This window comes from Brevundimonas sp., from assembly GCF_046295075.1.
Taxonomy (GTDB): Bacteria; Pseudomonadota; Alphaproteobacteria; order Caulobacterales; family Caulobacteraceae; genus Brevundimonas.
In genome coordinates this window covers 63,680-76,331 of record NZ_JBKBOC010000014.1, presented here as the reverse complement: position 1 = coordinate 76,331, position 12,652 = coordinate 63,680, and the positions used below count along the sequence as shown (strand labels likewise).

Annotated in this window: 14 protein-coding genes; 9 read left to right on the top strand and 5 right to left on the bottom strand. The window is 66.1% G+C overall.

Annotated features, from left to right (window positions below):
- The first annotated feature begins 10 nt into the window (after nt 1-10).
- The 4 genes from der (at nt 11) to ACK4MH_RS11705 (ending at nt 3,364) form a co-directional block, all read left to right on the top strand.
- On the top strand, nt 11-1,633 hold the full coding sequence (gene der / locus ACK4MH_RS11720) for a ribosome biogenesis GTPase Der (RefSeq protein WP_346497686.1): 1,623 nt from the start codon (nt 11-13) through the stop codon (nt 1,631-1,633).
- Nucleotides 1,634-1,637: 4 nt separating this feature from the next.
- Entirely contained in the window at nt 1,638-2,102 is a 465-nt protein-coding gene (locus ACK4MH_RS11715) for an NUDIX hydrolase (protein ID WP_409718502.1), read from the top strand.
- Between the two features lie 64 nt (nt 2,103-2,166).
- Nucleotides 2,167-2,631: a lysozyme inhibitor LprI family protein gene (locus ACK4MH_RS11710; RefSeq protein ID WP_409718499.1), complete on the top strand. Its 465-nt coding sequence runs from the start codon at nt 2,167-2,169 to the stop codon at nt 2,629-2,631.
- Between the two features lie 106 nt (nt 2,632-2,737).
- Nucleotides 2,738-3,364, top strand: a complete 627-nt coding sequence (locus tag ACK4MH_RS11705; protein WP_409718496.1) for a methyltransferase family protein — start codon at nt 2,738-2,740, stop codon at nt 3,362-3,364.
- Nucleotides 3,365-3,385: 21 nt separating this feature from the next.
- Here ACK4MH_RS11705 and ACK4MH_RS11700 read toward each other — a convergent pair whose 3' ends face one another.
- Nucleotides 3,386-4,285 (bottom strand): LysR family transcriptional regulator, encoded by a 900-nt coding sequence (locus tag ACK4MH_RS11700; protein ID WP_409718493.1) that lies wholly within the window; start codon nt 4,283-4,285, stop codon nt 3,386-3,388.
- Between the two features lie 96 nt (nt 4,286-4,381).
- Here ACK4MH_RS11700 and ACK4MH_RS11695 point away from each other — a divergent pair, with 96 nt between their 5' ends.
- Nucleotides 4,382-5,488: an aldo/keto reductase gene (locus ACK4MH_RS11695; RefSeq protein WP_409718490.1), complete on the top strand. Its 1,107-nt coding sequence runs from the start codon at nt 4,382-4,384 to the stop codon at nt 5,486-5,488.
- Here ACK4MH_RS11695 and ACK4MH_RS11690 read toward each other — a convergent pair.
- A complete protein-coding gene (locus ACK4MH_RS11690) occupies nt 5,485-6,240 on the bottom strand; it encodes an SDR family NAD(P)-dependent oxidoreductase (RefSeq protein WP_409718487.1) in 756 nt (251 codons plus the stop codon). The two genes, ACK4MH_RS11695 and ACK4MH_RS11690, sit on opposite strands and share 4 nt — an antisense overlap.
- A gap of 76 nt (nt 6,241-6,316) precedes the next feature.
- On the opposite strand from ACK4MH_RS11690, the gene ACK4MH_RS11685 reads away from it, so the two are divergent.
- Nucleotides 6,317-6,568 (top strand): CopG family transcriptional regulator, encoded by a 252-nt coding sequence (locus ACK4MH_RS11685; RefSeq protein ID WP_346497697.1) that lies wholly within the window; start codon nt 6,317-6,319, stop codon nt 6,566-6,568.
- Complete coding sequence (locus ACK4MH_RS11680; RefSeq protein ID WP_409718484.1) at nt 6,568-6,855, top strand: type II toxin-antitoxin system RelE/ParE family toxin; 288 nt, start codon at nt 6,568-6,570, stop codon at nt 6,853-6,855. Before ACK4MH_RS11685 ends, ACK4MH_RS11680 begins: the two co-directional genes overlap by 1 nt.
- A 6-nt stretch (nt 6,856-6,861) precedes the next feature.
- Here the strand turns inward: ACK4MH_RS11680 and purF are convergent, their stop codons facing one another.
- Genes purF through radA form a run of 3 tightly spaced genes read right to left on the bottom strand, consistent with a single transcriptional unit; the run spans nt 6,862 to nt 10,392 of the window.
- On the bottom strand, nt 6,862-8,367 hold the full coding sequence (gene purF, locus ACK4MH_RS11675; RefSeq protein WP_409718481.1) for an amidophosphoribosyltransferase: 1,506 nt from the start codon (nt 8,365-8,367) through the stop codon (nt 6,862-6,864).
- 26 nt (nt 8,368-8,393) lie between these two features.
- On the bottom strand, nt 8,394-8,990 hold the full coding sequence (locus ACK4MH_RS11670) for a CvpA family protein (RefSeq protein ID WP_409718478.1): 597 nt from the start codon (nt 8,988-8,990) through the stop codon (nt 8,394-8,396).
- A gap of 31 nt (nt 8,991-9,021) precedes the next feature.
- On the bottom strand, nt 9,022-10,392 hold the full coding sequence (gene radA / locus ACK4MH_RS11665; protein WP_409718475.1) for a DNA repair protein RadA: 1,371 nt from the start codon (nt 10,390-10,392) through the stop codon (nt 9,022-9,024).
- 197 nt (nt 10,393-10,589) lie between these two features.
- On the opposite strand from radA, the gene ACK4MH_RS11660 reads away from it, so the two are divergent.
- Together ACK4MH_RS11660 and ACK4MH_RS11655 are read left to right on the top strand one after the other, a co-directional pair.
- Nucleotides 10,590-11,219 (top strand): Yip1 family protein, encoded by a 630-nt coding sequence (locus ACK4MH_RS11660; RefSeq protein WP_409718472.1) that lies wholly within the window; start codon nt 10,590-10,592, stop codon nt 11,217-11,219.
- 140 nt (nt 11,220-11,359) lie between these two features.
- Complete coding sequence (locus tag ACK4MH_RS11655; protein ID WP_409718469.1) at nt 11,360-12,649, top strand: metal-dependent hydrolase family protein; 1,290 nt, start codon at nt 11,360-11,362, stop codon at nt 12,647-12,649.
- The last annotated feature ends 3 nt before the right edge of the window (nt 12,650-12,652 follow it).

Genomic DNA, 12,652 nt, shown 5'->3' with positions numbered 1-12,652 from the left:
GAAAGCCGACATGGCTCTGAAGGTCGCCATCGTCGGCCGCCCCAATGTGGGCAAATCGACACTGTTCAACCGCCTCGTCGGCAAGCGCCTCGCGCTGGTCGACGATCGCCCCGGCGTGACCCGTGATCGGCGCTATGCCGACGGCAACATCGGCGACATGGATCTGACGCTGATCGACACGGCCGGCTACGAGGATGTCACCGACGACAGCCTGGAAGCCCGGATGCGCGAGCAGACCGAGGCCGCGCTGGACGACGCCGAACTGGTCATGTTCATGATGGACGCTCGCGAAGGCGTGACGTCGCTGGACCGGATTTTCGCCGAGCGCCTGCGCAAGGTCCACAAGCCCATCATTCTGCTGGCCAACAAGTCCGAGAGCCGCGAGAGCGGCGGCGGCGTGGGCGAGGCGCACGCCCTGGGCTTCGGCGAACCCGTCGCCATCTCGGCCGAGCACGGCGAGGGCATGGCCGACCTATACAAGGCCATCCGCGCGGCGTCCGAAGACATCTTCATCGAAGAGATCGACGAACCGGACAAGCCGATCCGTATCGCCGTCATCGGTCGTCCGAACGCGGGCAAATCGACCCTGATCAACCGTCTGATCGGCGACGACCGCCTGCTGACCGGGCCGGAAGCGGGCATCACCCGCGACTCCATCTCGGTCGACTGGCAGTTCGAGGGCAAGAACATCCGCCTGGTCGACACGGCCGGGATGCGTCGCAAGGCGCGGGTGCAGGAGAAGCTGGAGAAGCTGTCGGTCGCCGACACCATCCGGGCCATCACCTTCGCCGAAGTCGTCATCCTGATGATGGACAAGGACGACGCCTTCGACACCCAGGACCTGCAGCTGGCCGACCTGGTCGAGCGCGAAGGCCGCGCCCTGGTCTATGTCGCGTCCAAATGGGATCTGGAAGAAGAGCCCCAGGCGCGCATGGCCAAGCTGAAGGGCATGGCCGAGGACAAGCTGCCCCAGCTGAAGGGTTCGCCCTTCGTGGTGCTGTCCTCGCACAGCGGGCGCGGCGTCGAACGCCTGATGCCGGCCGTGCTTCAGGCCTATGACACCTGGTCGGTCAAGGTGAAGACCAAGGATCTGAACACCTGGCTGTCCATGGCCACCCAGCGGCACCCGCCCCCCGCCGTGGACGGCAAGCGGATCAAGCCGAAATACATCGCCCAGACCAAGGCCCGTCCGCCGACCTTCGTGCTGATGGCCAACCGCGCCGAGTCGATGCCCGAGCATTACAAGCGCTATCTGGTCAACTCGATCCGCGAGAGCTTCGACCTGCCGGGCACGCCAATCCGCCTGAACGTCAAGTCCAGCGGCGTGAACCCCTATGCCGAAGGCGGCGCCAAGTCGGGACCGGAACGCTACAAGGGCGACGCCAAGACCGCGCCGCGCCGGGTGATCAAGAAGGCCGAGAAGGAAGAGGCCCTGTCCAAGCTGCCCGGCAAGGCGCTGGAGCAGAAGAAGACTCGCAAGGCCCAGCCCAAGATATTGGCCGGGCTGAAATCCAGCGCCTCGAAGAAGGCCGGCTCGTCCATCGCGGTCCAGAAGGGCGCCCGTGGCGGCGCCCGTCAGGTCTCGCGTTCCGGCCGGATTCGTACGGGCCAAAAGGGCGGCGCCAAGAAGTGACGGCGTGACCGACGCGGTCGGGCCCGTCCTTCCCGACCGGCCGACCTCGCGCTGGCTGATCCTGGACGGGCAGGGGCGGGTGCTGCTGTTGCACTTCGTCTTTTCCCAAGGGCCTCTGGCCGGCACGGCCTTCTGGGCCACGCCGGGCGGCGGCTGCGAGCCGGGCGAGACCTATGAAGACGCCGCTCGTCGCGAACTGTTCGAGGAGACGGGACTGGTCGTCGCCGATCCCGGCCCCCAGGTCGCCCAGGTCCGCGTCAGTTTCCGCCTGCCCGACGGCCGCATGGCTGATGTGGATCAGCGGTTCTTCCTGCTGCGCACCGAGGCTTTCGATCCATCGTCCGCCGGCTTCACTGAGGAAGAGCGGGACGTTCTTGTGGCGCATCGCTGGTGGAGCCTCATCGACATTCGCGCCTCGACCGAAACGATCTGGCCGGCGGAGTTGGCGGATATTCTAGAAGGGCTGTGAACCGTCTTTCGAGATGGGGCGAGGCGTGTGAAGCTGGTGCGGTGCCTCAGTCTCGGAACCCGGTATGCTCTTCGCAATTGTTTCGCTCCTTCTGGTCAGCCAGTCCCCCGATCATCTGCCCGCCGATTGCGCGAAGGCGCAGGACACGCTGGCCATCAATGCCTGCGCATCGCGTGACCTGTCGCGCGAGGTGGAACGGATGGATCACTATCTCGTCGCCGCCCGCCGAAACGCGGACGCCGCGGATCAGGGGGCGGGGAAAGCTACGGTTTCGTTGTCGCAACGCGCCTATCTGGATCAGGCCCAGGCGGCGTGGACTGCCTACGCCGACCTTGTCTGCAAGGGCGTGTACGACAAGTGGAACGGCGGTTCGATCCGCAACGTGGCGGCTCTGCGTTGCCGCATCGACATGACGCGAGAGCGTACCCACGTCGTGTGGCGCGACTATCTCACCTACGCCGACTCGACACCGCCAGAGCTGCCAGAGCCGATCCGCCCTGCATCCGAAGAGCTGTCCTACGAGGACTGAGTCAGACGTCGTCTGCCACTTTTGCGAGACCGATTTTCGCTCGCAAACATAGCGCTTGCCCCGCTGGGGAAAGCGGCGCTTGGGTTTTGACGCATTGGAGTGCGTCATGACCACGACACAGATTTTTGATCTTCAGGCGGTTCAAAAGGTGCGAAAGGCGGCGGTTCTCGTCGCTCTTCTCGGCCTGGTCGCCCTGACTATGGTGTCCCAATCCCTCACTGGCGTGGACAGTCCGCTGCATGAAGGCGTCGAGGCCATGGGCCTAGCCGCCATCGTCTTCGCCATCGTTGGGCGCGCCTGGTGCTCGCTCTATATCGGCGGGCGCAAGAAGGCCGAGATCGTGTCGCGCGGTCCCTATTCGATCAGCCGCAATCCACTTTATATCTTCAGCTTCTTCGGCGCGTTCGGGATCGGCGCCCAGAGCGGCAGCCTGACCCTGGCGGTGCTGTTCACCCTGGCGTCGCTGGCGGTCTTCTACCTGACCGTTCGACGTGAAGAAGCTTGGCTGGGCGCGACTTTCGGGACTGAATACGCGACATACAAGGCCCGGACGCCGCGTTTCTGGCCCAAGTTCGCGCTGTGGCGCGACGAGGCGGAACTGTCGGTGCGGCCGTCCTTCTTCCTGACGACCATCCGCGACGGCCTGGTCTTCCTGCTGGCGATCCCGCTGTTCGAGGCCATCGACTTGGCTCAGGCCGAGGGCTGGTTGCGGGTTCTGGCGCATCTGCCCTAAGCGGCTCGGCACTGACCGCGATCAGTCGTGAAGCGGCCTTTTCATCGCATCGATGAAAAGGCGCAACGCCGGAGGCAGGTTTCGACGCCCCGCATAATAGAGGTAGTTGGGCGGCAATCTGGGGCGCCACGCGTCCAGCACGCTGACTAGGGCGCCTGAAGCCAGCCAGGGCGCTGCCTGGGGCTCAAGAATACAGGCCACGCCCAATCCGGCCGCCGCCGCCTCGCACAACATGTCGATGTCGTTTGTCACAAGGCTGCTGGGCACATCCATGGTCGTGGTCTGGCCGTCCCGCTCGAACGTCCAACGATAGAGCGAGCCGGCGGTCGGGAGGCGATAGTTGATGCAGCGATGGCGTTTCAGATCCCGAGGGGTTTGCGGAACGCCGTGGGCGAGAAGGTAGGCGGGCGACGCCGCCATGGTCACGTGCACCCCGTCGTCCAGCCGGACCGACACCATGTCCTGCTCCAGTGACGGCAGGCGTCGGATACCGGCGTCCAGTCCGGCGCGGACGATGTCCACCAAGCCGTCATCGACGACCACCTCCACGGTGATCTCGGGATAATCGTCGGCGAACCGGTTGAGGCGCGGCAGGATCAGGCCGAACGCCGCAGAACGATGCGCGCTGACCCGGACCCGTCCTGCAGGTCGTGCGCGGTCGCTGCCCAGTAGAGTGAGGGCGGCGTCAATCTCACCCATGGCGGGGCGAAGACTGGCCAGCAGGCTTTCGCCGGCCTCGGTCATACCCACGCTTCGGGTGGTCCGGTTCAGCAGCCGAACCCCCATCCGCGCCTCCATCCGGCGCATACGGTGACTGAGCGCAGAGGCGGACACGCCTAGAACGACGCCGGCCTTGGTAAAGCCGCCTGCCTCGGCGATGGCGGCGAAGATCGCCAGATCATTCCAGGCGTCACGGTCCATTGTTGAACTCTGCTCAAAAGGCCTTGTGGGAAACTGGCGCTACTGCTCAACGCTTCCGGTGTCCACTTTAGGAGACGAAAAGACAGGAATCGTCTCATGCCTCTTACTCAATACCGTCCCCTTGGCCGCTCGGGCTTGGCCGTCAGCCCGCTTGCGCTGGGCACCATGACCTTTGGTGTCGCGCGCTGGGGCATGGCGCGGCCTGAAGCCGAGGCTGTGTTCGACGCCTATGTCGAAGCCGGCGGCAATATGATCGACACGGCCGATGTCTATGCCGGAGGCGCCGGAGAGACCATGCTGGGTGAGATCATCTCCGATCGTGGTTGTCGCGACCGACTGGTGGTGGCGACCAAGGCCGGCTTTGCGGCGGGGCAGGGTCCGCACATGGGAGGCAACGGCGCCAAACATATCCATGCCGCGCTGGAAGGCTCGCTGCGTCGGCTGAAGACTGACTATATCGATCTTTACTGGATTCACGTCTGGGACTCGATCACGCCCCCAGAAGAGTTGCTGGCGACGATGTCCGCCCTCGTCCAGTCGGGCAAGATTCGCTACTGGGGCATGTCGAACACGCCCGCATGGTATGTCGCGCGTGTCGTAACCCTGGCGGCTGCGCGCGGCCAGTCAGGCCCAATCGCTCTGCAATATTTCTACTCTCTGGTCAGTCGCGAGATCGAGGCCGAACACGCGCCCCTGGCACAGGACACAGGTCTGGGCATCATGCCGTGGAGCCCCTTGGCCTATGGCCTTCTGACCGGGAAGTATGATCGAGCGACGGTCGAGGCGGCGCCGTCACGTGCAGGGGGTTTGCCGAGCGAGGCCGCGAACGGTGAGAGCCAGGCTGCGAACGGCGCGCGGCTGGACGGCGCGAATCCATTTGGCGACAGCCTGTTCACGGACCGCAATTGGAAGATCGTGGATGTCCTGAAAACGGTGGCGGCCGAGATCGGCCAATCCCCCGCCAAGGTCGCTCTGGCCTGGGTCTTGTCCCGACCCGCCGTGGACACAGTTCTTATGGGGGTCAGCCGGGTCGCGCAGCTGAAGGACAATATGAGCGCCGTCAGCCTCGCGCTGTCTCCACAACACCTGGCCGCCCTGGATCAGGCCAGCCGGCCCGAGCTTCCCATGCTCTATGGTCTGTTCGGCGACGAGATGCGCAAACAGGTCGTTTTCGGCGGCGCGGCCGTAACCAGGCGCGCCTAGACCAGCGCCTCAACCGTCGGTCCGGCCTTCCAGTCGCGGAACCGGATCGTCAGCGGGGGCGTGGCGTCGCCTCTAGACAGATCGACGACCAGCGGCCCGATCTCGGACGGGTGGGGCAGGCCGGACGGGTCTTCGCCCGGATAGGCCTGGGCGCGCATGGCGGTGCGCATGCGGCCGGGATCGACGATGCTGACGCGGACAGGCGTGCTCTCGATCTCGTCGGCCCAGGCCTTCACCAGGGCCTCGGCCCCGGCCTTGGTCGCGGCGTACATGCCCCAGAAGGCCTTGGGCGCGCTGGCGACGCTGGTGGTGAAGTGGATGGCGCGACCGGCGTCCGAGGCGCGCAGCAGCGGTTCCAGCGAGCGGATCAGGCGATAGACGGCGGTGAAGTTGGTCTTCTCGATCTTGGCGAACTCGCGCGGGTCGGCGTGGGACACCGGCGTCAGGCCCGACGGTCCCATGGTGGCGGCGGCGTGGACCCATATGTCCAGCTTCTTGAACCGTTCGAAGATGGCCCCGCCCAGTCGGTCGATGGCCCCGCCGTCCACCAGGTCGAACGGGATCAGGGTCGCGTGGCGGCCTGTGGCGGCGAGGATGGCGTCGTCCAGTTCTTCCAGGCCGCCCTGGGTGCGAGCGGTCGCAATGACGTGCGCGCCCGCCTTTGCCAGGGCCAGGGCGCTCTCATAGCCGATGCCGCGCGAGGCGCCGACGACGAGGGCGATACGGTCGTTCAGGGGCAGGGCTTCAGTCATTACGGGGTGGTAGGAGTGGCGATGCGACGGGTCAATGTGTTATCCTGTGTTCAGATGTGCACAGGAGCATTCCGCCATGGCCGCCAGCACGACCGTCACTGTCCGCATGAGCGGGACGCTCAAGGAGCGACTAGGGCTGCTCGCCGAGAAGACCCAGCGAACGCAGTCCTTTCTCGCTGAACGCGCCATCTCGGGCTACGTCGATCGTGAGCTGGAAATGATGGCGGCCGTCGAGCAGGGCCTGGAAGATTTTCGCAATGGCGATGTCGTCTCGCACGATGAGGCCATGCGTCGGATTCGCGAGACTATCGCCAAATACGAATCCTGATGCGCGCCGTTGTCTGGTCGCGGCGGGCTTTGCTCGAACTGACCCATGCCATCGACTATCTGGCGCAGCGAAATCTGGTCGCCGCTCAGCGGATCGAGTTGAGAATCATCGAGACGACGGAAAAGCTGGCCAAGCGGCCCATCGGGCGACCGGGCAAGCAGCCAGGGACGTATGAGAAGCTGGTCACCGGCGCGCCATACCTGATCGTCTACGCTCTGACCGACGGCGATAACGGCGGCCAGGTTCAGATCATCCGCCTGTTCCATACGGCCCAGGATCAGGGTTGAGGTCCGTCAGGCGCTGACCAGCAGCGACAGTTGTTTGGCGCCGAACTCGCGGCCGCCTTCCTCGATCTCGCGATCCAGCAGGCGGGTGGGATAGTCGCCGGTGAAATAGTGGTCGGTGAATTGGGGTGCGGCGTTGTTGCGACCGGTCTCGCCCATCGCCTGATACAGGCCGTCGATGGACAGGAAGCCGAGCGAATCGACCTCCAGCAGGTCGCGCATCTCTTCCAGCGTCTTGTTGGCGGCCAGCAGTTGGGCGCGCTCCGGCATGTCGATGCCGTAGAAGTCGGGGAAGAGGATCTGGGGGCTGGCCGAGCGTAGATGGACCTCGGTCGCGCCGGCGGCGCGCACGGCGCGAACCAGCTTCAGGGAGGTGGTGCCGCGCACGATGGAGTCGTCGATCAAGACGACACGCTTGCCGGCAAGGGCCGACTTGTTCGGGCTGTGCTTCATACGCACGCCCTTTTGCCGGGCGCCCTGGCTGGGCTGGATGAAGGTGCGGCCCAGATAGTGGCTGCGGATGATGCCCATCTCGTAGGGAATGCCGCTTTCCTGGGCGTAGCCGAGGGCTGCGGGCACGCCCGAATCCGGCACCGGCACGACGATGTCGGCGTCGACGCCCAGCTCGCGGGCCAGGCCCCGACCCATCTCCTTGCGGACCTCATAGACCGAGCGGCCGTTCACGACCGAATCCGGGCGCGAGAAATAGACGTATTCGAACAGGCAGGGCCGGGCGACGCGGGCGGGGAAGGGCTTGAGCGAACGTAGGCCGCTGTCGTCGATGACCACGATCTCGCCGTGCTCGACGTCGCGGACGAAGGTGGCGCCCATCATGTCCAGGGCGCAGGTCTCGGACGCCAGCACCCAGGCCTCGCCGACCTGACCCAGCACCAGCGGCCGGATGCCCAGCGGGTCGCGCGCGCCGATCATCTTGGTGCGCGTCTGTGCGACCAGCGCGTAGCCGCCCTCGATCCGCGCCAGGGCGTCGATGAAGCGGTCGACGATCTTGGCTTTGCGACTGCGCGCGATCAGGTGAAGGATGACTTCGGAGTCCGAGGTCGACTGGAAGATGGCGCCTTCGCTGACCAGCTGGCTGTGCAGGAATTTGAAGTTGGTCAGGTTGCCGTTGTGGGCGATGGCGATGCCGCCTTGGTCCAGGTCGGCGAACATCGGCTGGATGTTGCGCAGGAAGCTGCCGCCGGCGGTGGAATAGCGGGTGTGGCCCACGGCTGCGCGGCCGGGCATGCGGGTCATCAGGTCGGCGCCGCCGAAGGCCTCGCCAACCAGGCCCTGGTGGCGTTCGGTGTGGAAACGCTCATCCTTGACGCTGGCGATGCCGCAGGCTTCCTGGCCGCGATGCTGCAGGGCGTGCAGGCCCAGGGCGACGATGGCCGAACCTTCGTCCTCGTCCGCCCCCCAGACGCCGCAGACGCCGCACTCCAGCCGCAGCTGGTCGTCCTCCGGCTCGCGCCAGTGCTCGCGGTGAACGACGGGATCGGCGATATGGTGGCGCATCGTGGGGCTCCGATGACCGGGGAAACTTAAGGGGCGGCTTCGCGCGGCGAGTTAGGCTCTGATTGCGTCCGGGGCAAGGCTTCGTCGTCCGAAAACCCCCTGCGTACGGACGAATCGACCACCGGAGTGATCGCGTCGGCTCCACGCCCGAGGCTGGGCAGGACGATCTGGATGGCGCGGGCGCCCATGGCGCTGACCGGATAGAGGGCCGCATTTGTCAGCCAGCGCGGCGTCCGCTCGCCCGGCAGGGCCGCCACCACGACCAGATGCACCGCGCCGATCAGGACCAGGGCGCGGATGCCCCCGATCAGCAGGCCGAACACGCGATCGACGCCGCCCAGATGCGGATTGTCCTTGGCGCTCTTGGAGATCATCGAGCCGACCAGGCGCAGGCCGAAATAGACGACGAAGAAGGTCAGGACGGCCGCCAGGATCGACCCGGCCCATTCGGGATCCACGAACGACCGGCCGATGCCGGCGGTCCACGGCAGGCTGATCAGCGCCACAAGGGCGGCCAGGGTCGCGCTGAGCAGGGTGATGATCTCGCGCACCCCGCCGCGCACCCAGCCGGCGGCGACGGAAAACAGGATCACCACAATGGCGAAGACGTCGTATCCGGTCACGCGTTCGGGATCCTGCAGTTGCTACCGGGGTCTAATAGCGGTTCTGCGAGATTCGTTCGACCACATCTGTCAGACGCGTCACCGATGTCACCTTCACGCCCTTGGTCTTGGCCGTCAGGGTGGGGCTCAGCACCTGATCGAAGCCCAGCTTTTGCGCCTCACGCAGGCGGGCCTCGGCGCGGCCGACGCTGCGGACCTCGCCCGACAGGCCGATCTCGCCGAAGACGACGCAGCCCTGCGGCAGGGAGACGCCTGTCGCCGAACTGATCAGGGCCGCCGCCGCCGCGAGATCCGCAGCGGGCTCGTTGATGCGCAAGCCGCCCGCAACGTTCAAATAGACGTCCTGATCGCCGAAGCCGAAACCGCAGCGGGCCTCCAGCACGGCCAGCACCATGGCCAGGCGCCCGGTCTCCCAGCCGATCACGGCCCGGCGGGGGGTGCCATAGGCGGATTTGGACACCAGGGCCTGCATCTCGACCAGCACCGGCCGCGAGCCTTCGATACCGGCGAAGACGGCGGCGCCGGGCGCCCGTTCCTTGCCCTCGCCCAGGAAGAGTGCGGACGGATTGGCGACCTCGCGCAGACCGCTGTCGCCCATTTCGAACACCCCGATCTCGTCGGTGGCGCCGAAGCGGTTCTTGCCGGCGCGCAGGATGCGGAACGGATAGCCGCGCTCGCCCTCGAAGGTCATGACGGCGTCGACCAGGTGTTCGACCACGCGAGGACCGGCGACCTGGCCGTCCTTGGTGACGTGGCCAACCAGGATGACCGCCACGCCTTGCGACTTGGCCAGTCGCACCATTTCGCCGGCGCAGGCCCGGACCTGGGTGATCGAACCGGGGCCGCTCTCGTGCACGTCGGACCACAGGGTCTGGATCGAATCGACGATGACGATGTCGAAATGCTCGCGCTTCAGCGTGCCCAGGATTTCGCGCAGCGCGGTCGCCGCCGCCAGATTGACCGGCGCGTCCGCCAGACCCATCCGCTTGGCCCGCGCCCTGATCTGCTCCACCGCTTCTTCGCCCGAAATATAGGCGACGCGCGATCCCTTCAGCGCCGCCTTGGCCGCGACCTCCAGCAACAGGGTGGATTTGCCGACGCCGGGGTCGCCGCTGAGCAATATGGCCGAGCCGGGCACCACGCCGCCGCCGCAGACGCGGTCGAACTCGGCGACGCCTGTGGTGATGCGCGGCGGTTCGGGGGTGTCGGATTGCAGGGTCTCGAACTGGATGCCACGCGACCGGGCCGAGGTCGCCGCCGACGGTTTGATCGCTCCGGGCGGAGCTGAATTGCTCTCTTCGCTCAGGGTGTTCCACTGGCCGCAGGAACTGCACTGGCCCGACCATTTGCCGTGAACCGTGCCGCAGGACTGACAGACATAGAGAGCGGAATCGCGAGCCATGGGCTTCCTTAGCAGATCGGACGGGGCAGATCGGATGGTTTGGGCCGCCTGTTCGACTGCGCATGGGGCTTATCCACGACAGTTTCGGTCGCAGGTGCAACCTTTGCCATAACAAGGTATTGAGAATCTGTCGCACGCCCTTGCTACTTGAGGCGACGCAACGTCAACATCCGACCCTATCCATAGCCGAGGCGCCCATGACCGATCCGACGTCCCAATCCCAACCCGCCGTCGATCCGGCGCTCGTCGCCAGGGTCAAGGGCATCCTGCTTCAGCCCAAGATCGAATGGCTACGTATCGACGGCGAGTTCGCCACCAACAAGAGCCTGTTCACGCGCTATGCGATGATCCTGGCCGCCATCGGTCCGGTCGCGACCCTGATCGGCAGTCTAGTCTTCGGCCATGCCTCGATCGTCAGCGCCCTGGTGCTGGCCATCGTGTCGTATGGACTGGCGCTGGCCGGCGTCTTCATCCTGGGTCTGATCATCAACGCTCTGGCCTCCAGCTTCGGCGGCACGCCCAATCCCGTGCAGGCGATGAAGCTGGCGGTCTATGCCTCGACCGCTTCGTGGATCGCAGGCGTGTTCAACATCGTCCCGCTGTTGGGCTGGGTCTCGATCATTGGCGGCATCTATACCCTGGTCCTGCTGTTCCTGGGTCTGCCGATCCTGATGAAGGTCCCGGAAGACAAGAAGGTCGTCTATTATATCGTCATTCTGATCGCCGGCATCGTGCTTTACGCCGTGATGGCCGCCATCCTTGGCGCCATCGCCTTGACCTTCGTCGCCTCGACGGCTGGTCTGGCCGCCATGGGCGCAGGCTACTGAGATAGGCGCGGCGCGCGGTGGGGATCGAGGTCAGCACTCCTAGCTGATGGTCCCCGCCGCGACCGGCCTCTAATCGCTTTCCCCATTTCCCTCCGCCGATTCCGTGGCAGGATCGGCGGATCACGGGGATTGGGATTTTCATGACACTCTGCAAACGCGCAGTCGCCGGCGCAGCGACGCTGGCGATGACCTTGATGGCGAGCGCCGCCTGGGCCGAGACGCTGGTCGTCACCGCCGACCGCATGGTCGATGTCGAGCGGGGCGTCTATGTCGCCGCGCCTGTGGTGGTGATCACCGATGGCCGTATCGTCTCTGTCGGCGACCGCGCGCCCGCCGATCTCCCAGCAGACGCCAAGCGTCTGGACCTGCCGGGCCTGACCCTGCTGCCCGGCCTGATCGACATGCATGTCCACCTGGGCGGCACCCCCTATGTCGCCGGGTTCGAGGCCCTGCGGTTCGCCGACGACTTCGAGCCGATCCTGCAGGTTCCGCATGCGCGCGCGACACTGATGGCCGGCTTCACCACGGTGCGGAATCTGGGCGGCCCGCCCTTCGCCGACGTCGCCCTGCGCCAGGCCATCGACGGGGGCTTCGTCGAGGGGCCGCGGGTCGTCCCCGCAGGGGTTTCCTTCGGCGCCACAGGGGGCCATTGCGACCACACCGGCATGCCGCATTCGATGGAAATGCGAAACGAATACAACGCCGACAGCGCCGACGCCGCGCGTCACAGCGTGCGCGAGGTGCGCAAATACGGCGCCCAGGTCATCAAGGTGTGCGCCACCGGCGGCGTCTTCTCCCACAACACCGAACCCGGCCAGCAGCAGATGACCGAGGCCGAACTGCGCGCCGTCGCGGACGAGGCGCATATGTGGGGGCTGAAGGTCGCCGCCCACGCCCACGGGACCGAAGGCATCAAGGCGGCTATCCGCGCCGGCATCGACACCATCGAACACGCCTCGCTGATCGACGACGAGGGCATCCGCCTGGCGCGCGAGCACGGGACGTGGCTGTCGATGGACATCTACAACACCGACTTCACCCAGGCGACGGGCACCGAGTTCGGCGTCACCGAGGACAATCTGCGCAAGGACCGCGAGATCGCCCAGGCCCAGCGCGACAACTTCCGCCGCGCCCACGACGCCGGGGCGCGCATGGTGTTCGGATCCGACGCCGCCATCTATCCGCACGGCCGCAACGCCGAACAGTTCGCCGTCATGGTCCGCTATGGCATGAGCCCGGCAGAAGCCATCCGCGCCGCCACCTGGAATGCGTCGCAGGCCCTGGGACGCGAGGCCGACGTGGGCGCGGTATCGGTGGGCCGTTATGGCGACCTGATCGCGGTGGCCGGCGATCCGCTGGCCGACGTAACCACGCTCCAGACCGTGCCCGTGGTGGTCAAGGGCGGCGAGGTGGTCAAGGATGCGCGCTGAAGT

Bases quoted from the DNA above. Each gene is read 5' to 3' on its own strand.
- der (WP_346497686.1), top strand. From the start codon at position 11: ATGGCTCTGAAGGTCGCCATCGTCGGCCGCCCCAATGTGGGCAAATCG.
- ACK4MH_RS11690 (WP_409718487.1), bottom strand. From the start codon at position 6,240: ATGACTGAAGCCCTGCCCCTGAACGACCGTATCGCCCTCGTCGTCGGC.
- ACK4MH_RS11660 (WP_409718472.1), top strand. From the start codon at position 10,590: ATGACCGATCCGACGTCCCAATCCCAACCCGCCGTCGATCCGGCGCTC.
- ACK4MH_RS11700 (WP_409718493.1), bottom strand. From the start codon at position 4,285: ATGGACCGTGACGCCTGGAATGATCTGGCGATCTTCGCCGCCATCGCC.
- ACK4MH_RS11685 (WP_346497697.1), top strand. From the start codon at position 6,317: ATGGCCGCCAGCACGACCGTCACTGTCCGCATGAGCGGGACGCTCAAG.
- ACK4MH_RS11710 (WP_409718499.1), top strand. From the start codon at position 2,167: ATGCTCTTCGCAATTGTTTCGCTCCTTCTGGTCAGCCAGTCCCCCGAT.
- radA (WP_409718475.1), bottom strand. From the start codon at position 10,392: ATGGCTCGCGATTCCGCTCTCTATGTCTGTCAGTCCTGCGGCACGGTT.
- purF (WP_409718481.1), bottom strand. From the start codon at position 8,367: ATGCGCCACCATATCGCCGATCCCGTCGTTCACCGCGAGCACTGGCGC.
- ACK4MH_RS11695 (WP_409718490.1), top strand. From the start codon at position 4,382: ATGCCTCTTACTCAATACCGTCCCCTTGGCCGCTCGGGCTTGGCCGTC.
- ACK4MH_RS11705 (WP_409718496.1), top strand. From the start codon at position 2,738: ATGACCACGACACAGATTTTTGATCTTCAGGCGGTTCAAAAGGTGCGA.
- ACK4MH_RS11655 (WP_409718469.1), top strand. From the start codon at position 11,360: ATGACACTCTGCAAACGCGCAGTCGCCGGCGCAGCGACGCTGGCGATG.
- ACK4MH_RS11680 (WP_409718484.1), top strand. From the start codon at position 6,568: ATGCGCGCCGTTGTCTGGTCGCGGCGGGCTTTGCTCGAACTGACCCAT.